18 protein-coding genes are annotated in these 19,725 nt (G+C 38.6%); 3 read left to right on the top strand and 15 right to left on the bottom strand.

What is annotated here, in order from left to right:
• Position 1: 1 nt before the first annotated feature.
• The 7 genes from JJN12_RS00205 to JJN12_RS00175 form a co-directional block, all read right to left on the bottom strand.
• On the bottom strand, positions 2-535 hold the full coding sequence (locus JJN12_RS00205) for an ECF transporter S component (RefSeq protein ID WP_208427801.1): 534 nt from the start codon (positions 533-535) through the stop codon (positions 2-4).
• Positions 532-1,575, bottom strand: a complete 1,044-nt coding sequence (locus JJN12_RS00200; RefSeq protein WP_208427800.1) for a LacI family DNA-binding transcriptional regulator — start codon at positions 1,573-1,575, stop codon at positions 532-534. Before JJN12_RS00200 ends, JJN12_RS00205 begins: the two co-directional genes overlap by 4 nt.
• 142 nt (positions 1,576-1,717) lie before the next feature.
• Positions 1,718-3,184, bottom strand: coding sequence for a lactate racemase domain-containing protein (locus JJN12_RS00195; protein ID WP_208427799.1), 1,467 nt, complete (start codon positions 3,182-3,184; stop codon positions 1,718-1,720).
• 50 nt (positions 3,185-3,234) lie between these two features.
• Positions 3,235-4,287 carry an ABC transporter substrate-binding protein gene (locus tag JJN12_RS00190; RefSeq protein ID WP_208427798.1) on the bottom strand — a complete coding sequence of 351 codons (1,053 nt, stop codon included), beginning with the start codon at positions 4,285-4,287 and terminating at the stop codon, positions 3,235-3,237.
• 100 nt (positions 4,288-4,387) lie between these two features.
• Positions 4,388-5,221, bottom strand: a complete 834-nt coding sequence (locus JJN12_RS00185; RefSeq protein WP_208427797.1) for a triose-phosphate isomerase family protein — start codon at positions 5,219-5,221, stop codon at positions 4,388-4,390.
• A gap of 9 nt (positions 5,222-5,230) precedes the next feature.
• Entirely contained in the window at positions 5,231-6,382 is a 1,152-nt protein-coding gene (locus JJN12_RS00180; protein ID WP_208427796.1) for a class II fructose-bisphosphate aldolase, read from the bottom strand.
• Between the two features lie 33 nt (positions 6,383-6,415).
• Complete coding sequence (locus JJN12_RS00175; protein ID WP_208427795.1) at positions 6,416-7,579, bottom strand: diphosphate--fructose-6-phosphate 1-phosphotransferase; 1,164 nt, start codon at positions 7,577-7,579, stop codon at positions 6,416-6,418.
• A 275-nt stretch (positions 7,580-7,854) separates the two neighbouring features.
• Between JJN12_RS00175 and JJN12_RS00170 the strand changes: the two genes are divergently transcribed.
• Both JJN12_RS00170 and JJN12_RS00165 read left to right on the top strand, forming a co-directional pair.
• On the top strand, positions 7,855-8,157 hold the full coding sequence (locus JJN12_RS00170; RefSeq protein WP_208427794.1) for a helix-turn-helix domain-containing protein: 303 nt from the start codon (positions 7,855-7,857) through the stop codon (positions 8,155-8,157).
• A complete protein-coding gene (locus JJN12_RS00165; RefSeq protein ID WP_208427793.1) occupies positions 8,120-9,238 on the top strand; it encodes a type II toxin-antitoxin system HipA family toxin in 1,119 nt (372 codons plus the stop codon). Before JJN12_RS00170 ends, JJN12_RS00165 begins: the two co-directional genes overlap by 38 nt.
• 290 nt (positions 9,239-9,528) lie before the next feature.
• Here the strand turns inward: JJN12_RS00165 and JJN12_RS00160 are convergent, their stop codons facing one another.
• The 6 genes from JJN12_RS00160 to JJN12_RS00135 all read right to left on the bottom strand — a co-directional run bounded on the left by JJN12_RS00160 (position 9,529) and on the right by JJN12_RS00135 (position 15,599).
• Positions 9,529-10,479 (bottom strand): nucleoside hydrolase, encoded by a 951-nt coding sequence (locus tag JJN12_RS00160; protein ID WP_208427792.1) that lies wholly within the window; start codon positions 10,477-10,479, stop codon positions 9,529-9,531.
• Positions 10,454-11,368, bottom strand: coding sequence for a ribokinase (gene rbsK / locus JJN12_RS00155; RefSeq protein WP_208427791.1), 915 nt, complete (start codon positions 11,366-11,368; stop codon positions 10,454-10,456). Before rbsK ends, JJN12_RS00160 begins: the two co-directional genes overlap by 26 nt.
• Before the next feature lie 21 nt (positions 11,369-11,389).
• Positions 11,390-12,238 (bottom strand): carbohydrate ABC transporter permease, encoded by an 849-nt coding sequence (locus JJN12_RS00150; protein WP_328706777.1) that lies wholly within the window; start codon positions 12,236-12,238, stop codon positions 11,390-11,392.
• Positions 12,231-13,082, bottom strand: a complete 852-nt coding sequence (locus tag JJN12_RS00145) for a carbohydrate ABC transporter permease (protein ID WP_328706776.1) — start codon at positions 13,080-13,082, stop codon at positions 12,231-12,233. Before JJN12_RS00145 ends, JJN12_RS00150 begins: the two co-directional genes overlap by 8 nt.
• Positions 13,083-13,162: 80 nt before the next feature.
• On the bottom strand, positions 13,163-14,533 hold the full coding sequence (locus tag JJN12_RS00140; RefSeq protein ID WP_208427788.1) for a sugar ABC transporter substrate-binding protein: 1,371 nt from the start codon (positions 14,531-14,533) through the stop codon (positions 13,163-13,165).
• A gap of 49 nt (positions 14,534-14,582) precedes the next feature.
• A complete protein-coding gene (locus JJN12_RS00135) occupies positions 14,583-15,599 on the bottom strand; it encodes a LacI family DNA-binding transcriptional regulator (RefSeq protein WP_208427787.1) in 1,017 nt (338 codons plus the stop codon).
• A 245-nt stretch (positions 15,600-15,844) separates the two neighbouring features.
• Between JJN12_RS00135 and JJN12_RS00130 the strand changes: the two genes are divergently transcribed.
• Positions 15,845-17,785, top strand: a complete 1,941-nt coding sequence (locus tag JJN12_RS00130; protein ID WP_208427786.1) for an RICIN domain-containing protein — start codon at positions 15,845-15,847, stop codon at positions 17,783-17,785.
• Between the two features lie 220 nt (positions 17,786-18,005).
• Here the strand turns inward: JJN12_RS00130 and JJN12_RS00125 are convergent, their stop codons facing one another.
• Both JJN12_RS00125 and JJN12_RS00120 read right to left on the bottom strand, forming a co-directional pair.
• Complete coding sequence (locus tag JJN12_RS00125; protein ID WP_208427785.1) at positions 18,006-19,298, bottom strand: polyhydroxyalkanoate depolymerase; 1,293 nt, start codon at positions 19,296-19,298, stop codon at positions 18,006-18,008.
• Complete coding sequence (locus JJN12_RS00120) at positions 19,261-19,719, bottom strand: hypothetical protein (RefSeq protein ID WP_208427784.1); 459 nt, start codon at positions 19,717-19,719, stop codon at positions 19,261-19,263. Before JJN12_RS00120 ends, JJN12_RS00125 begins: the two co-directional genes overlap by 38 nt.
• Between the last annotated feature and the right edge of the window lie 6 nt (positions 19,720-19,725).

The following is a 19,725-nucleotide window of genomic DNA, read 5'->3' as shown; positions in this document are numbered from 1 at the left end:
CCTATATAGTTTCTACTGATGCAGCCCTGTGCTTTGCAAGATAATACATAAGCGCAGGGATGATGATTAGCTGTCCTACTATTCCCGGTACCGCATTTGTAAATGCTCCTGCAATGAACATTTGGAGTGTAAGTGTCTTGCCCATCATTCTAAATAATATAAAGCTTACCACTCCCCAAACTGCCCTGCCTGATAGCATTGATATAATGAGTGCAGGATAAACCGAACCTTTGCTCTTTTGAATAACCACATAAACAAGTCCTGCTACAGCGCCGTATACAGCAAGTTCAAATGCCATAGCTGCCGCAATCGGAAAAAGAGGAGGCATACCAAAGATAAAGCTTCTTAACAGTGGTGTTATCGCACCTGCCAGAGCACCATAACCCGCTCCACATATAAGACCGCAGATAATAACAGGGAAATGCATAGGAAGCAGCATATTGCCTATCATTGGTACGTTGGCGGTTATCATAGGCAAGGTCAGTCCAAGTGCTATAAATAATGCTGTTAAAACTATTTTTTTGTTCTTAATCATCTTTTGACCTCTTTTACTTTTTTTGCAGACTCCCTCTCAATCAACTTGAAAGGAATCATCATTATTACATTTATGTCATTTCCATTAAGTATCCTGTCCACTATGAACTTAGCTGCCTTTTTACCGAGCTGTTCTTTGGGAATGCTTACTGTAGTGAGCATTGGGGTTGAAAAGCCTGCCATTGCAATATCATCAATCCCTATAACCGATATGTCTTTTGGCACCTTAATTCCTTCTTCGGTTAGGGCCTTAAGTGCACCAAGTGCTGCCAGATCATTGCCACAAAACAGCCCTTCGGGAAGCTCCCCCTTCTTTAAGAAGTGCTTCATCTTATCGTAGGCCGCATGAAGTCTAAAAGGTGATTCTATGGTATAGTCAGCAGGCTCCTTTGCCAGTCCATGCTGCCTCATAAAGTCCTTAAATGCCTTATACCTTGCTTCACTTTTTGTCTCACCAAGATAAAATATTTTTCTTATCCCTGCCTTTTGTAAGTGCTTCAATGCAGCCATTCCCGCTTCATAGCCGTCACAGATAACCTGGTCTATGTCTCCCTCAATCTTGTTAAGTCCTACATAGACTACATATTTGTTGTACTTACACACTAACTCGATTATCTTCTTATCAGGTCTTCCAAGTATGATGACTCCATCCACCCTTTCAGTCTTAAGAAAGGTCTCAAGTACCGCCTGTGGCAGTCCCTTATTGTAAATGGAATACTTCATAATGAAGCCCTGTCTTAGAAGCTCAGTCTCAAGCGCCCTGGATATTTCTGAAAAAAACGGATCGCTTTGGTCTGTGTCAGCCCTTGCAAATACACAGGCTATCGTTCTAAGGCTTTCCCTGTCTGTCTCCCTGCTCCTCTTTAGAAGCTGAGCTGCGGTATTGGGAACATAGTTTAGCTCCTTGGCAGTCCTCCAGATATCATCCTGAAGCTTTTTGTTCGCTGCCTTTACCGAATTGCCATTTATTACTCTTGAAACAGTTGATACTGATATTCCAAGCTTGTCAGCTATATCTTTAAGGGTTGTATTCTTTTCCATGCTTTTCCCCTTTGCCTTATAAGGTAAGGATATTGTACCATAAATTTAGGCAAATCAATACACAAATTTAGGCAAACGATTGCATAACAGGAGTAAAAAATCAGGATGTCAAAACTCACTGACACCCTGATTTCTGGTTTTCTTATTTTAAGTATCTGTCTGCTAAAGGCATCACATCGTCCTTCATCATAAGGTGGACTGCAGCTGTGGTAAAGGTTCTTGGGAGGGCAAGGATGTTAGGCTCCTTTGGAAGATATTTAAGCCTTGCATCCTTAAGTGCCTCTTCAAAAGTCTCCCTGGTTTTTAAGCCCATAGCCCTTGCATATCCCGGCTTTTCGGCACCCACAAGGTAGATTGCTGATGTATGTTTTTCAGCCAGATGGCCACAGGATATCATACTAAAGCCATGGAAAGGATGGAAAGCATTAGCGAAACGGTATTTTCTTATATACTCCTCATTTGTTGCAAAGTACTCCCCGTATCTGTTTAGATCAACCAGGGTATTTCCCTCTTCCTTGAACAGCTCAAAGAGTTCAGGGAGATAAGGCCACAGCCTTTCGTTGAAATATCCGTTACAGGTGCTTGAGCAGATGAAGACACAGTTATCACTCATTATTCTCTTGTGGCGGATAACCTGAGCAGATAAGGCCTGCATAAGCATGATAGGGTTGGTACCCATGCCGTCTCCGTAGTGGAAAAACTGAGGCATACCAAAAACTATCACATCGTATTTTTTCTCTGCAAATGGCACGTAGGTTCTCTGATTTCCCATTACCCATGCCTTTTCCTGTACTCCGTCAGCACTGCCTGAGTTTATCTCTATCTGCCTTGACTTGGTATCAAGGACAGCATCACAACAGAAGAATTTCTTGCCCATGCATTTTTCCATATATGAGCCTATTTCATCGAACTTGTGGCGCATAGCGGAGCTGTTATTGACAGGAACAAAGTCTTCTCTGTGCATCACCTTTGGCACATGGTGGCTTGCTATTGAACGCCAGTGGGTAATACCTGTTGCACAGTGTTTGTATCCTCCTGAATATCCACCATAAGGGTTGCCCTGAGTATGTCCGATAAGTACTGCAAAGTCCGCATCATAGACATATTTATTCATGATTACAGGGTCGCCCTGAGGAGTCTTCCCTAGGTCTACAAGATGCTCGTAGTCCTCGCTGTCGTGGTTTATTATCTGTCCAGTGTGGATGAATTCAAAGAAGAGCTCATCTCCTAGTACCCCTCTTATTTCTTTTTCAGTATTTTTTCTATGAAGCCCGTTTGAGCAGATAAGGAGGATATCCTCTTTCTTAACTCCTGCATCGTATAGCTCCTGCAATATTAGCTTTATGGAGATTTTTCTGTGAGATGTAGGCTGTTCTCCACCCTTCACCCTGTCAGGGAAGATGATGGTAACCTTGCTTCCTGCCTTAACCTGCTTGCTTATAGGCTCCATCCCTATAGGATGCCTGATAGAATACAGGGTCTTCTCCACAAGGAGCTCCTCCGGTATGTGAGGTGGGTCTGCAACTGTCTCTCCCGGTATAAATATATCTGTATTATCAGGCAATTCCGCCTTCATGAAGCCATGTCCATACTCAAAATTTAAGTTCATGTTTACCTCCGAATGAAATGTTTATATTCTGCTTATATCTTTTAGCAGATTTAATATTCTCCCGCCTTGATCATATTGTCAAATAGCACATAATCTGAAACAGGAGGGTCTGCTTCTACTGCACCTGACTCTATAAATTGTTTTTTCTGTAATTCATAGTATTTTTCAATGCTTCCATCAGCTGCGCCTTTCGCTACTTCTTTTCCTGTAAGCCACTTGGCATCTGATCTCTGTGCAAAAACAACATCATAATCCTGGGCTGTCTGCGCTGCAATATATTTTGATGTTTCGTCAAAATGCTCATTTGCAGCATAATCCATTGCCTTAAATAACGCCCTTGTAAACCTCAATATTATATCAGGATTTTTTTCTGCATAAGAAGGAATAACCACCCAGCTGTCAAGTGAAACCGTTTTATCAGCAAATGTCATATTATCAGTCAGTTTTACTGAGCCCTTCATTTCCTCCAGTATCTTAATTGTATTAGGCGACCAGGTTGCACAGGCATCTACAGAACCGGATAACATAGAAGTAACTATAGTAGCAGCATCCATATCTATAGCCTCAATATCACTCATTTTCATGCCTACTTTGCCTAGCGAATTGACAAGAATATCCTCACTTGAGCTTCCAGATGAATATGCGACTTTCTTTCCCTTTAGTTCTTCAATCTTGCTTATTCCGTTTGCTGCTATAACTGCGTCACTATTTGAAATGTGTGAGAGAGCAAATATTTTAGCCTTACCATTTATACAGAGTTTATGCGCCCCCTGACCTATGAATCCTATGTCAATACTACCTGATTCCATAGCCGCTATGATTGTAGGTCCATCCTGAAATTCCACAAGATTTACTTTCAATCCTTCCTCTTCCAAATATTTCTTATTAATTGCATTTTCAACTCCCCATAGGCTGCAATAGTTCGGCATGTAAGCCACATTTAATTCTACTGTTTCAGTCTTTTTTTCAGAAGCCTCCTGTTTCTTTTCTGATACTGTACTAGCCTTAATATCCGACTTTTTTTCTGCATTACCTCCACAAGCAGTAAGCATTACTGCTGCCATACATACTAAGGCTGCTGTAAGTTTAACCAAGTTTTTCATAAATACCTCCTCGTGTGAATTGTTCACTGTTTAATTTATTATTAAAATCATAAGGCTTTAACTCCCTATAATTAAAATAACCCCCATTAAAATCCTTTTATCACCCCAAATACAGCCTAATTATCTCCAAATACTCCTCAGGGTAAAATCCTATATCCCCGGTAAATCTGGTTAGTGCTATGAGACCGCCATCCACCCCTTCTATCTGTGAAATGGAAGCAGCATTATCACTCTTAAGGCCGCCGCCGTAAAGTACGGGCACATCAACAATTGACTTGATAAAGTCTGCCACCTCCTTAATCTCATTAGCTGTAGCCGGAGTCTTGCCCGGTCCTATAGCCCAAAGCGGCTCATAGGCAATCTTTACCTTGCCCAAGTCTATCCCCTTTAAGCCCTCCTCTATCTGTAGTTTAAGAACTTCTTTCCAGGAAGTCTGTCTCTCTTCAAGGCTCTCCCCAATACAGTATAATGGAGTAATGCCAGCCTCTATGGCAAGGGCAAGCTCTTTGTTTAATATCCTGTTCACCAAGGCCTTGTCCTCAGTCCCCGCCATTGATAAGAGATTGTTCTTATCTTTTCTCTCTTCAAAATGGCCTATAATCACATCCTTTACCCCTATCTGCTTCATTGCCGCAGCTACCCTGTGAGTTGTAAATGCTCCAAAGTTGCCTCCCTTACTCACATTTTCATAGAAGATGCCCTGACAGCCGACAGATATAGTTTCATCAGCAGCCTCTAAGGCATTAAATAAATGAAGCTCCGGAAGATACATTACAAATTCGACATCTGACTTAGCCTTAATCTCCTTTAATGGCTCGGTTATCTTTTTGATAATGTTAACAGACCAGTTTTTAAGGTCTAAGTTCCCATTAACGCCGCCAAATTCTCTCAGTACATCAAATCTTTTTAAGTTAAGAAATAAATACTTTTTCATCCTTCCTCCTTACTTTCTACTCTTGTAGTAATCAGCCATTTCATCAAGCGTATGAGGCACTACAAGGGGCATTTTGCCTACACTGCCAAACTTGACTATCAGAGTTCCGACAGTTTCCTTGACTGCAAGTTCTACCTCTCTTACTATCTCAGCCACTCCTTCATTTGGAATATTTCCATACATAAGAGTATCCATTATAGGGTGTAAGTAGGCTCTAGGATCTGACACCTTAGGGTTTGCTTCAAGGAGCTTAAATATCTCACCGCAGTACTGCACATTTTTAAGCTCAGGCTTGTTCTTAAACAATTCCCTCATATTCCTTGTGGTAGCAAGCCTAATGTCTGTATCTACATTTACCTTGTTGATTCCGCTCTTTGTGACCTCTACCAGCTGGTTTACGTCTATGCCGTAGGCATTGGTAATGTCGCCGCCAAGCTCGTTTATCTCCTTAACTATGTACTGAGGAACAGTAGAGGAGCCATGGCTTACAAGAAATCCGTCAATTCCCTCGTGCCTCATTATCTCCTTGATAGCGATAGCAATCTCCTTTCTAATCACTGCATTCTTACCCTTGTTAGGTCCATGCATGGTTCCATAGCTTATAGCGAGGGCATCTACCTCTGTCTTCTTAAAGAAATCCAAAGCTTGCAAAGGATTGGTATAGCTGCTCTTTTCGCTGAATACATCATCCTCTACTCCTGCAAGTACTCCCAGCTCGCCTTCAACAGATACTCCTCTTTCGTGAGCATACTTTACCACCTCTCTGGTAAGCTCCACATTTTTCTCGTAAGGAAGGCTGCTGCCATCTATCATAACACTGGTGTAGCCCCCATCTATGGCAGCCTTGCAGGCATCAAAGTCATTGCCGTGGTCAAGGTGCAGTACAACAGAAATCTTGCTGTTTTCAGCGTATTTTCTAACCGCATCCCCTATGTTCTTAGCACCTTTTTTCTTGTCTTCAAGTGTGCATTTTGGAAAATCAATGCAGCCTCCCATAAAGCCATTGGCGAGATTGGCTCCCTGAATAATGGCAGGACTTCTAAGCTCTTCGTGTATCTCGACAAGAGCCTTTATCTGTGCTACGGAATTGGCATTAAACGCACCCTGTCCGTATAAATTGTCATCTGCAGCCCTTAATACATCCCTCATATTTACTAACATATTCTCACCTCGTTATTTTAAATTTTATATATACTACTTAAAACTCACCATTTCATTCCCTATTTTCCCTACCAAAGGCTCGCACCATTTTATGAAATCCTCAGTCACTCCGTTTTTAGATTCATTTATAAAATTCTCAGGAAGCTTCTTTTCAAACATCATTACATCCTTTATGTCTACTGCTGTAGTATGAACTCCGTACTCATTTCCTTCATTTCTTGATAAGGCTATCATCTTGCCGTTTTCTCCGTTAAGTACAGCCTTTACAGCTTCAATGCCTACAAGTATGGCTTCTTCGACATCTATCTCACTTTGCAAGGTAATGGATGCCCTGCCAAGAAGTCCCGGCTTCTCACCCCTTGCCTTGTAGCCAAGCTCCTTAATCACAAGATTTGCAAGGTGGGAGCTTATATCTCCAAAGTAAGTCGCCCTGCCAACCTGAAATATGGGCTTAACTATAGGCTTTCCCTCTTTATCGCTAAGTCCTTCGCTGACAACCACCACTATGCCCTTCTTGGTTTTAAGCTTCTCCCTCACATCTTCGAGGAATCTTTCTTCTGAAAATGGAACTTCAGGCAAATATATCAAGTCAGGCGCATATCTGCCTTCTTTGTCAGCAAGAGCACTTGCTGCGGTTATCCAGCCGGCATTCCTGCCAGATGCTTCAACCACCACCACATGGATAGGCAGGCTTTCAACATCGAAGCATAGCTCCCTAACGCTTGTTGCTATATACCTTGCAGCACTTCCAAATCCCGGACTGTGGTCTGTGATTGCAAGGTCATTGTCCATAGTTTTTGGTATCCCCATCACATATATGTCCTTACCGAGCTTCTTGCATGCCTCGCACAGCTTGCCACAGGTATCCATGGTGCCGTTGCCGCCATTAAAGAGTACGTACTTTATCCCATGCTTTAAGAGGATGTCTATCATCTTTTCATAATCCTCTTTTTCAAGTGGATCTCTAGATGTGCCTATGGCAGTACCCGGAGTCTGTTTAAGCAGCTCCAGTCTTTCATCAGAGACATCTGTAAGGTCTATAAAGTCTTCCTTTAAGAGTCCTCCCGTACCGTTTTTTGCAGCATAGATTTTCCCTACTCTTTCATCCTTCTTTGCAAATGTTAATACCCCATAGAGGGAGGAATTTATCACCGCAGTCGGCCCTCCCCCGTGTATAACTATAAGATTATCTGCCATAAGTTTCTCCTGTTTTTATGTAAATATACAAATGACCCAGCTACAAATATTTTCGCAAGATTCCTAAAAATCAAAGCTATAATAGTCCTTGAAAAGAGCAAGTCTAAGTAACTTTACTATTATAATAGCATCTACACAAACATTTTCCATAAATATTTATGCAATCGTTATCATTGGGTTCCAAACGCTTTCAGCACTCACATCTCAGATATAATTATAGCTAATATATTATCCAGTTATTGACATTTAAGCCTATTTTGGATAATATATTAGCTATGATTAATTTAACACAGAAAACTCCTCCTGAGATTTCAAACAACATAGCACATAACCTCATCAGTATACGAAAGAGGCGAAAACTCTCACAGGAAAAGCTTTCCATAAAGTCAGGTGTAAGCCTTGGCTCTCTTAAGCGGTTTGAACACACAGGCGAAATTTCGCTAACATCACTAATTAAACTTTCCATAGCTCTTGAATTGGAGGAAGAGCTTAATAATCTGTTTAGCGAAGTACCATATAAATCAATTCAGGAGTTAATAGATGAAAATACAAAGCTTGAAAGTAAATTACGGAGATAGAGAGGTTGGAACTCTAGCCCTGTACAAGGATTATTTTGCAGCCTTCCAATACTCTAAGGACTGGCTTAAGACAGGATTTTCAATAAGTCCGTTTTCCCTCCCTCTAAAAGAAGACTTATTCATACCTAAGATGGAGCCTTTTGACGGGCTTTTCGGGGTATTTAATGACAGCCTGCCTGATGGCTGGGGAAGACTATTAGTTGACAGGCTTATGCTGAAAAATAAAATAAACCCTGCTAAACTCGGCAACCTTGAAAGGCTTTCTATTGTAGGCGATTCAGGCATGGGCGCGCTAAACTATAAGCCTATGGCAGATATTGAAAATAATGTGATAAACCTTGATTTGGATGAGCTTTGCATAGAGTGCAGCAATTTGTTGAATACCGAATATTCGTCTGAACTGGATGAACTTTTTATTCTGGGAGGTTCTTCAGGAGGCGCCAGGCCAAAGATTCTTACTACTATAGAGGATAAAGATTACATCATCAAGTTCCATTCTAAAGAAGATAATAAAAATATAGGTAAACTTGAATATGATTACTCTCTTTGTGCGAAGGCGTGTGGTATAGAAATGCCTGAAACAAGGCTTTTTCCTTCAAGGCTATGCTCGGGGTATTTTGGAGTGGAAAGATTTGACAGACTTCAAACTCCGCCATACAAAATGCATATGGTATCTGTGTCCGGACTTCTTGAAACATCGCACAGACTGCCTAATTTGGATTATAACCTCCTTATGAGGCTTACATTGGAACTGACTAAGGATATAAGTGAATGTAAAAAGCTATACAGGCTTATGTGCTTCAATGTTTTTGCTCACAACAGGGACGATCACTCCAAGAATTTTTCGTATATTTACCTTGAAGATGAAAAACGCTGGATTCTTTCTCCCGCCTACGACCTAACCTATAGCAATTCACTTGGAGGTGAACACGCTACCACAGTAGATGGAGAAGGTGCTAACCCCGATATAACGCATCTGATAAATGTCGCTAAGAATATCGGAATCAGCATCGGTTATGCTAAGGCGGCCGCTAATGAGATAAGGGAGGTTGTTAATGAGATGCTGGGGGAGTATTTATAGTGTCCTTCAACATTATCATTAGATTATATTGGTTCTCAATCTTATAAGCTTATTGATTATTAACGAAATTTTTTTTACATGAATAATGCTAATAGTTGTCATATTTACAACCAAACTTCTTTAGATAAATCTTGTTGATTTGTCTCATAACATCCATATAATACAGATATGGGCAGAGCCTAAAATTGATTCTGCCCATTAGCAACTCATTGAAACTATTATTTCTTTTTAAGTATACATATTGCTTTAACAATCAACTAAATTGATTCCATATTCCTCTATTTGAAAATTTATCTCAAAAGAAGTGTCTGTTCTATATCCTCCGATATCTTATCTTTACACTCTGCCCAAATAACATATCTATCCAATCCTTCATTATCAGTTTGCCAAATTGTATGTCCTAATTCATCAAAATTAACCCTACCATACTCGGACAGCACATAATGTTTACTTTCATTTTCGATTGCAAATTCTACTGTCATTAAGTCCCAACTATATCTTAGCCCATGTTCAGTATATAACTCATATGCTAATTTTACTGGATTTTCAGCATTTTCCTTTTTCTTCAAACTTAACCCTGTCTCAATTAGCCCAGCTTCAAATCCTAAATATATCTTTGGGGTACGCCAATTAATAGCTACATTCCGTGCAGCCTCTATGTCACAAGCCACATTATACTCAACAAACTCCGATATATCTTCTCCAATTAACTTCTTAAATGCTTCGTTAGTTTCAGCACTTGGCGAGTTAAATACTCCTGCCATTGCCACAAGACGCTTAACTTTTTGGTGTACAAGTTCTACTCCTGTCATTTCAGAATATTCATCCGCTCCTGAGTTTAAAAGTTCTGATAAATTGTTGAGTGGACCAATAGCTATAATCTCAACACTTTTGTCTGGTTGTTCACTTAATATTCTTCTATACATTTTCAATGAACTTTCTGGTTGAGCTGTTTTATATCGATTATCAAAATTCTCTGTTATGTATTTATTGTAAATTTTACATTTATCATCGTTAAGAAAATTTTCCTTGGGATATGTAGAAATAACAATGTTGTCATTTCCGTAGTACCTACATATCGCATCTATCGTCCCAGCTCCATAGGGATTTGAAGTACAGTGTGCAATTCCTAAGATTTCGCACTTTCCCTGATTAGAATAAATATTTAACATAGCTATAGCCGCCGTATCATCGCAGTCAGGACCAATATCGGTATCAACTAAAATTTTCGTTATATTCATATTCAACTTCCTCTCTTGTAGGCATCGATCTCTGTGCCCCTGGTCGCATCACTTCGATTCCTGATGCAATATTCGCAAAGTTTGCTGCATATTCTATCGGTTTCCTTTCTGATATTGCAGTTACAAATGCTCCTAAAAAAGTATCTCCCGCACCGGTAGTATCTATCGCTTCTCTTTCTTTTGTTTTAATGAACACAGTCTCGTTAACGTTATCAAATATCTTACAGCCCAAGCTTCCCAGTGTAACAACCAAAGTACCTATTTCATTTTCTTTTAGAAATTTAATACAGTCATAATCACATAAGGAATCCGATTTTTTACCCATTATTTCGGATAATTCAATCTCATTAGGAATTAAATAATCCACTCCTTGTATCAATCTAACATCGAATTCACTTAATGGTGATGGATTGAAGATAATTTTAACATTATAAGTTCTACACAGTTTTATCACGCACTTGATAGTCTCAACAGGAATTTCCATTTGCAATATACAATACTTAGCATCTGCAAATAAAAATTTATTTTTTTCTATGTAGTCTACTGTAACAAAGCGGTTTGCTGAAGAATCAACCACAATTGAATTATCTCCCTTTTTCGAGATACAAATATACGCAGAGGAGGATGCAACGGGCACCTTCATTACATATTCTGTTTTGACTCCTGACATTTCGAGAGAGTGTAGTAGGCTATCTCCGTTTTCATCCTCCCCAACACACCCTAGCATAATTACTTCAGCACCAAGTCTTGCAGCCGCGACAGCTTGGTTTGCTCCTTTTCCTCCACAATTTTTTGACACTTTTTCAGCCATTACTGTTTCTCCAGGAACGGGTATCTTATCAACATTTAGACAAACATCCATATTAATACTACCAACTACTATAATCATCCATTTCCTCCTTTAAAGTAATTAGCCTTTGATTCCTCCAGATGTGATTCCTTCAACATAATATTTTTGGAATGGCAAAAACAATACCAATGGTATAAGTGCTGATACAACAGAAGCAGCATATAAACTTGACCACAACGTAACATGCTCTGCCGTAAAATCTGAAAGTGCTACTTGTATCAGTCTAATATTGCGACCATGTGCGACCAAAAGTGGCCATAGGAATGAGTTCCACTGGTTTATAAAAACCATTAATGCCGCAGTTATTATTACTGCTTTTGAAATAGGCAATAGAATTTTTAAATATATCTGCCACCAACTAGCTCCATCAATCCTTGCCGCTTCAAACAGTCCACTTGGAACACTCGAGAAAAATTGCACAAATAAAAATAAAACAAGTCCGTCAGCTAACCCTGGAACTATTATTCCACAGAATGTATTTATCCAGTTAAGTTGATAAACAACTTTGTATAACGGAATCGCAATCGATTCAAATGGCACCATAAATGACACCAGGACAAGCGCATACAAAATTTTTCTTCCCTTGAATCTAAAAAACGTAAATCCAAATGCAGCAACAGAGTTAACAGCACAACTTAATATAACTGTCACAAATGATGCCACTAATGTATTCCAAATAGGTTTCTGAAATTGAAATTTTGTAAATAATAACTTATACGAATCAAAAGTAAATTTGACCGGAATAAAAGTATGCCACTGAAACGGTAATGCATACTTGTATATTTCCGTATCAGGTCTTAGCGACGATGTGATTGCCCATAAAAGAGGAAATATGGCAATGAATGTCAGTGAAATAAGTAAAATTATACAAATTATTCTTGTAGAGTTCTTTTCTCTCAAGTTAGTCACCTCTCTTCAAAAAAGCAAATTGTATTGCTACAATTACTCCGACAATCAAGAGCAAGACTGTCATTAATGCTGCTGACCTAGCTTGATCACCGTATATAAATGCTGATTTATATGCCTCATACATCAATACATTGGTTGAATCTTGTGGACCACCTTTGGTTATCATATACATAGGTGCAAATAATAATAAATTAGATGTTGTGTCTGCAATCAATACAAACGCAAACGTCTTCTTTAGTGCAGGAATTATAACGTAAAATACCGTTTTCCAATATGAGGCCCCATCCATCTTAGCTGCATCGTATAAAGAAACATCAATATCTTTTATTCCTGCCATTAAAAACATCATCCAATATCCACAACCCTTCCAACTTGATAATGCCATGATGCTGGCCAGTGCTTGGGTATTTCCAGTGAAAAAAGGCTGTGCGTTTATTCCGATTTTTAGTAAAATGCTGTTTACTATTCCATTTTGCGGATTAAGCATCATGTTCCACATTATACAAGCTACCGTTATAGAGATAGTAACCGGTAAATAGTAGATAGTTCTAAAAAAACCAATACCTTTGATCTTTCTGCTTACCAGTAACGCCATACCTAAAGATATTACTATCTGAAGCGGAGTCAAAATCAAGTTGAATTTCAGCGTTATCCATAGTGATTTCCAAAATGCATTGTCCGTAATGATATTGAAATAATTAATTATAGAAAATGAATCTTTCCAGCGAAGGCTTACCCAAATATTTAAAACTATTGGATACATTTTAAATATGATAATAAGGGCAAGTGCGGGAAGAACCAGTAAATAAGGAAATATTTTGACATTCTTTATATTTGTACTCACCCTCATTATGCCTCCTTCATCTTATACCTACCTCCACCTTTTACTAACAGCAAAGGTAGGTACAATATTTTCATTACTAACTATTTATACTTTTTCATAATACTATCCGTTTTTTCTACACAGCTCTTTATTGCCTCTGTAGGATCTGCTCCATTTGATATATCGCTAAGCATCGCATTTATCAGTGACTCATACTCAGAATAAGCAGGTGTAATCGGACGTGGAACCGCTGTATTTGCTGCTTCAAATGCAGCAATCCTTTGTATACTAAGTGGATATTCTGCATATTTTTTATCATTCATATAGCTTTCTACGACTGAGACTCTTGCTGGAATATCCCCGTTTGCCTTTAGCCACATGTCATTTCCTTCACCAAGAGTTAGGAACTTAACAAATTCTGCTGCTTCCTTCTTATGCTCGCTAAATGCCGAAACTCCAAGATGCCAAGAGCCTGTACAGGTAGCAACTTTGTTCTCATATCCTTTAAATGCAGGTGTGTATGTGTAGTCCCAATTTACTCCGTCTGCATAATCTAAGCTGGCACACCAAATTCCACCAACAAAAAACAATGTCTTTCCAGATGTAAATGTTCCTTGATTTTCCATAGAGCTTAAACCTCGTGGTGAAAGTCCATCTTCATAAAGATCATGGAAAAACGTCATTGCTTTTATCCATCCTGGTGTATTAATGACACCATCAACAGTATAACCATCTTTCCCTATGGCAGCTTCTCCTAAACTTTCTGGTAATGCCAACATTTGATATGCGGTATTAGACTGTTCGAATACTATTCCATTAATACCCTTCGTTTTTTCGGGATCCAGTACTTTCAAAGCCTTGTTTGACATCTCTACAACTTCTTCCCAAGTAAGCCTGTTGCTTGGATCTGGTTCAGGTATTTTAATTCCAGCCTGCTCGAGCAAACCTTTATTGTAGTACAAAGCCTGTGCGGAGTTATTCATAGGTGGGGCATAGAATTTTCCTTTCCAGGATCCTGCTAATATTGCAGCTGGAACAAATTCCTTAATTTCGTCATCTGTTAAATAATCGTTAAGTGGTGTAATGTATCCTGATTCAACATATCCAGACGTCATAGGAGCATCTACACCAATTATATCTACATCAGAGCTTTTCGTGCTCATGATTGCTTCAAGTGCTGGGAAATAATTAGTATGTTCATAACATTCAAATTCAACTTTCACGCCTGTTTTCTCTTGATATTTATCAACTATAGGCTGAAGCTTATCCTCCCACACACCTGCACCGGTTAACATTAGCTTGAGTTTTAAACCATTAGAGCTTGACGTTGTTGACTTTTCTTGGTTCTCGACTTTCATATCTTGTTTTTTACTACTAGAACTTTCTGCATTCCCATTTGAACTATTACTTCCACAGGCAGCTATTGATAGAGAAATAATAGTTGTTAGAATTAAAATACTCTTCCTTTTCATCGTTTTCCCTCCTGATTTTCTCATCGTTTATATTAAACAGATAATCTGCCTAATTACATTTGTTTGTACTTACCGACTCTCTTATGATGAGATTTCTCTCAACTATAATTTCACGCGGTTCTCCTTCGTAAGTGTTTTCTATTCGTTCAAAAAGCATAGAAAATGCGCTTCTTGCAAAAACATTGCTATCATTTGAGACAGAGGTTAAAGGAGGTCTTGATATTCTTGAGTAAATAATGTCATCCATGCCAACTATAGAAATATCATCAGGAACAACAATACCTTCCTCATATAGTGCAGTTAGTACTCCCATAGCGACGATATCATTAGCACAACATATAGCAGTTGGCTTTTTCTTTAATGTCGAGAAATATTTTCCCGCTTTGTATCCTGCATCTTCTGAGAATCCCATTTCAAAGGATAGCTTTTCATCTACATTTAATCCTGCATTTTGAAGTGCAGTTATGTATCCTTGCTTCCTACTTTTTCCAACTGTTGTATCTGCTGGTGCTCCAGCAAAACCTATAACTTTATGCCCGTTTTCTATCAAATAATTAGTTGATAAATATGTCCCTGCATTTATTTCTCCATGAACAGTATCAAATTCGCATTTTAAATAAGAATTTAGCAGTACTGCCGGAATATCGGCTTCAAGTAATTTGTCAATAACTTCTCTGCTCTCGTTAATAGACGCAAAGACTATTCCACCAGCACAGACTTCACAAGCGGTCTCAATTGCCCTTAGTTCTTCTTTAAGTGATTCATTAGTATTATATAGAGTAATGTTATAGTTCTTTTCTCTGCTTAATAACTGCAGCTCTTTAGCCAGGCTAGCGTAGAACGGATTAGTTATGTCCGGTACTACAAAAAATATATTTCTCGTGCGTCCTGTTTTCATACTTTGTGCAGCAGAGTTAGGATGGTATCCAAACTCTTCAATAACCTTATTGATTTTTTCTCTTGTCTTGCTCCCTATGCGTCCTGTTTTATTTATTACTCTGGATACTGTGGTTACGGATACCCCGGCTTCTCTGGCAATATCTTTAATTGTAATTTTTTTGCTCAATTCATAACACCTCTTTTGATAAAACGTTTTCTCATTTATTTCAAAATACACCAAACTCAACTAAATGTCAATAATTAGTTTTTAAAATAATGATTTATCAGCGTTTTTACTAATTATCATCTATTTAATTTGTGCATATTTGACATTGATTTTCTTTCTATTATGGTGTATTTTGAAATTATCAATAGTTTAATATTATTGTTTTAAGAGATAACGATAACCCAAACGAAATGGAGGTATTATTTATGTGCAAAATCAAATCACAATTTAGTTTCTTTATTTTAATTACTTGTATATTTTACTTGAATTTTACATGTGTGTTGTATTCTTATCAAGAACCTCAAATAAGTGCAGAAATGTCTTCCCGAATGTTGCCACTTTTTGAAAAAAATATTGGAGAATATTATAATTACGCCCCTTGCATGATTCAAACTGACACTAATACGCGTTACATTTATTACTGCAGCAACAAGGAATCATCAAAAATAATAGATTACATATGTTGGAGAAAATGTACATTTTCGAATGGCATATGGTCTTGTGGGCGTGAAAACATTGCTTTTGGTCCTTCCTCATCAGGTTGGGATACCTGTCATGTATGTGATCCAGATGTTATTCATGGAAAATTTACATATAATAACCATGTCTATTCTTGGGCATTGACTTATTTGGGTGTGGCTCAGTGGGATTGTAATAGGAATCAAATTGGTATTGCATTTTCAGATTCTATTGAGGGCCCTTGGATAAAATATGATAATAATCCTGTCATTCATGCTCCTGACACAGATTCTTGGGGAGTTGGACAGGATAGTATGATTTCATTGGATAAAAAGGGATTAGTCCGAATTATATATCGTTATAGCGATGGTATTGATGATTATTGTAAGTATAGAGATCTTGATTTTTCTAATGTTAATAGTTATTATATGGGACAAGAGCACGATGTAACCAGAAACGGTTTAGTCGATGGTATTTCTCATACTTGCGCCTCACATGTTGCATTTGATGAGACTAGACAAGTATATTTTATGGCTGCTGAACATATATGGGACGAAAGCAAGAGGAGCTGTCGAGAAACTTTGATTGCAACTCTTTCTAAAAAGGATTTTGAAAATTCTACAGGAAAATGGAATGTAATATATAAATATAACCAAGGATGCACAGGATATATAAGTAACCATAACTCAGCTATTGCTAGAGATGATTATGGAAAAGTATTTGATAGAGATAGGTTGATTATTGCTCTTTCCTCTTCAGACGAAGCAGGTTTATGGAGTTTCAAAATTAATACTGCAGAATTAAACATAACGTCCGGAGAGAATTCTATCAATCTGAAAAATGGGCATTCCTATAAAATAACAAACAAAGCAAACAATTTAGTACTTGATAATTGGAACCATAATAATGGCACCACATGTTACCAGTACGAATGGACTGGCGTCCATAATCAGCAATGGTGTGTTACATCTCTGGGCATAAATAACTATAAACTAATTAATCGATGGAGCCATAAAGCCCTAGATAATTATGACAATAACACTCCAAATATAGTCTATATTTGGGATGATGTATTTGCACCAGATCAACACTGGGAAATTACAAAGGTGTATGAGAACTATTGCAAAATTAAAAATATCAAAACAGGAAAAGTTTTAGCTTCGAGTGGTAATTTCAACGGTTCTCCCACAGAGGCAAACTTATACACCGGTGACGACTCACAGTTATGGACCTTTACAGATTTAGGTCCAGTAGATATCTCTGCAAAACATATAACATCAGGGCAAAAATATAAAATAGTTAATTGCGCCACAGAAGACGTTCTCGATAATTGGAATTCTAAAAACGGAGAGACTTGTTATTCCTATTCGTGGACAGCTTCAGACAGTCAACAATGGGTAGTCGAAAAAGGTAAGAACAATAATTATAAAATCTTAAATGATAGAACTAAAAAGGCTCTAGACTGCTATGATACTAAAAACGGCTCCATTGTTTATGTTTGGGATTATGTTGGAAATTCTGACCAACACTGGACTTTTGTACCAATTTCAAACGGCTGCTACTATATTAAAAATCAAAAGAGCGGATTGGTACTGACTCAGTCGATACAAGGAAATGGAAATTCTATCTTCTGTTGGAGTTACGTCGGTGGTCTTGCCCAGCAGTGGAAGCTTATTCCCATTGGATAAGCCCTTTAATTCCAATTTATAGCTTAAAACTTTTCTTTACTGACGGGAAAGTCTAATATTAAAACATGTGAAATGAGTAATTGGTAAGTTTCAGGAACAATGATAATTAAAGATTATTTTTCAAATTATCAAGTAGGGGGTTAGCAGATTAGTCTCAAAAAGGCTTCTCTGCTAACCATATGATTTATCCCTTCTAACAATCGCGAATTGTAATTAAGTACTATCTCTCCCTTATCACCTCAATCTTATTATCAACCAGCTCATACTTTCCACCTGACATATTTTTTCTTAAAAATGGTGTGCCTTCCCTTACATAAAACTCATTTTCTGCAATATAGGCATCAGGGTTGCCGGCAGGACTTATGGTTCCGCCAAGGTCGTCTACACTTAGGTTGTACCTGAATGTATTGTTCACTGCTTCCTCAAGGCAGAACATCACACAGCCGCCCTCATTCAGCCTGCTGTAGTTATACTCATAAACCGTTCCATCTCCCGAGTCAGCATCATAGGCCATTCCATCCTGATTTAACTTAGTGTCAGTCACCTCATTGTATCTAAATAGGGCATCCTTGCACTTCCAAGGCCAGATGCCTGCTGCCACCTTGCCACTTCTCTTTTCAGGGTATTTATAACCTCTGTCATTCATCTTGGCTGCTACGCTATCACCAGTATTATGCTCTACGAGAGGTGTTAGTGCATACATAACAGTGATGGCATCTCCTCCTGCTTCGCAGACATAATTGTTTTTAATGACAACATTTTCGTGCCCATACTTTCTAAAAGGCTCTTTTTCAAGATAAGCTCCAAGGAATTTATCATGCTCATAGGTATAGCCCATAGCTATTCCCCACCTGCTTACCCTTCTCACGGTGCAGCCCTCTATCGTAAAGCCGTCATATCTTGCTACACCTGTAGTCTGCTCATCATCAGGTGTAAGTGCAGTCGCATAAATCCCGCCATTGTTCATATGCTTGTCATAGACATTGCCCTCTACATCGTGAATATATAGGTTTTTAAGGGAAATATCATGGAGGGTTCCGCAGTTTTTCGCTATTGCAGCCACCCCTGTCCTATTCATCTTGTCTGCCTGATTGTAGGACTCTCCAAAGAAATTCACAGGCTTATTGCTTATTTCAAGCCCCTCAACCTCAATATATTCGCAGTCATACAGTAAAACCGCAGAGGACACATAGCCCTTGAAAGTATGAGTCTTTGAGTCAAGCTCCCTTCCATAATCCTGATACCAGATGCCACAACCACCGCATTTTATAATAGGCAGACTCCCTTCACCATACGAAGACACTAATATATGGCTCTCTTTACTTCCTCTGGCGCTTATATGGAGATACTGATGTTCAAATATCGAGTCCTTTTCAAGCAAAACCTTATCCCCAGCTTTTAGCTTAAGAGAATTTATCTTAAATAAGCTTCCAAATGCAGAGCTCTCGCTAAGTCCATCATTTGCATCGTTTCCGTTAAAGCTGCTCACATAATAAGTTGACATTTTTTTCATACTCCAATTCTCTGATTTTCTTTTTTACTATAAGCCTGACCTCGTCAAATGCAAAGCTCTCACCGTTAGCTCTTGTATATAAATCTCTGTTTTTCTCATAGAAGCCGGTTGCGGCTTTTTCGGATATATCCGTATATTGATAGTTTACAGCTGGAGCCTCACTTATAAAGTCAAGCCTGAATCTTGTAAGCTCATATCTTATATATGCCTGCCTGGAGTATGAACTTAGTCCATAGACGATTTTGTTTTCACCTAAGGCGGAAATGGTTTCCGCTTCCTTGGCAAGCCTTCTGCTTTCTACACCTTGTAAGCTATCATCCATTATCAAGCCTAGATTAACAGCAAATTTTAACTCTGCCCTTACCTTTTTTACTTCTTCTTCATCCACTCCGAAGTCCCTAAAAGTCAAGTTTCCCACCATTTTACC

The sequence above is a fragment of the Catonella massiliensis genome (assembly GCF_016651435.1).
GTDB classification, from domain to species: Bacteria; Bacillota; Clostridia; order Lachnospirales; family Lachnospiraceae; genus Catonella; species Catonella massiliensis.
Note: the sequence above shows the minus strand (reverse complement) of the source record. Positions and strands in the feature narration are given on the sequence as shown.

What these genes read in the sequence shown, in the direction of transcription:
- JJN12_RS00175 (WP_208427795.1), bottom strand. Translation starts at nt 7,579, where the DNA reads ATGGCAGATAATCTTATAGTTATACACGGGGGAGGGCCGACTGCGGTG.
- JJN12_RS00195 (WP_208427799.1), bottom strand. Translation starts at nt 3,184, where the DNA reads ATGAACTTAAATTTTGAGTATGGACATGGCTTCATGAAGGCGGAATTG.
- JJN12_RS00170 (WP_208427794.1), top strand. Translation starts at nt 7,855, where the DNA reads ATGATTAATTTAACACAGAAAACTCCTCCTGAGATTTCAAACAACATA.
- JJN12_RS00190 (WP_208427798.1), bottom strand. Translation starts at nt 4,287, where the DNA reads ATGAAAAACTTGGTTAAACTTACAGCAGCCTTAGTATGTATGGCAGCA.
- JJN12_RS00185 (WP_208427797.1), bottom strand. Translation starts at nt 5,221, where the DNA reads ATGAAAAAGTATTTATTTCTTAACTTAAAAAGATTTGATGTACTGAGA.
- JJN12_RS00160 (WP_208427792.1), bottom strand. Translation starts at nt 10,479, where the DNA reads ATGAATATAACGAAAATTTTAGTTGATACCGATATTGGTCCTGACTGC.
- JJN12_RS00130 (WP_208427786.1), top strand. Translation starts at nt 15,845, where the DNA reads ATGTGCAAAATCAAATCACAATTTAGTTTCTTTATTTTAATTACTTGT.
- JJN12_RS00200 (WP_208427800.1), bottom strand. Translation starts at nt 1,575, where the DNA reads ATGGAAAAGAATACAACCCTTAAAGATATAGCTGACAAGCTTGGAATA.
- JJN12_RS00180 (WP_208427796.1), bottom strand. Translation starts at nt 6,382, where the DNA reads ATGTTAGTAAATATGAGGGATGTATTAAGGGCTGCAGATGACAATTTA.
- JJN12_RS00125 (WP_208427785.1), bottom strand. Translation starts at nt 19,298, where the DNA reads ATGAAAAAAATGTCAACTTATTATGTGAGCAGCTTTAACGGAAACGAT.
- JJN12_RS00165 (WP_208427793.1), top strand. Translation starts at nt 8,120, where the DNA reads ATGAAAATACAAAGCTTGAAAGTAAATTACGGAGATAGAGAGGTTGGA.
- rbsK (WP_208427791.1), bottom strand. Translation starts at nt 11,368, where the DNA reads ATGATTATAGTAGTTGGTAGTATTAATATGGATGTTTGTCTAAATGTT.
- JJN12_RS00205 (WP_208427801.1), bottom strand. Translation starts at nt 535, where the DNA reads ATGATTAAGAACAAAAAAATAGTTTTAACAGCATTATTTATAGCACTT.
- JJN12_RS00120 (WP_208427784.1), bottom strand. Translation starts at nt 19,719, where the DNA reads ATGGTGGGAAACTTGACTTTTAGGGACTTCGGAGTGGATGAAGAAGAA.
- JJN12_RS00140 (WP_208427788.1), bottom strand. Translation starts at nt 14,533, where the DNA reads ATGAAAAGGAAGAGTATTTTAATTCTAACAACTATTATTTCTCTATCA.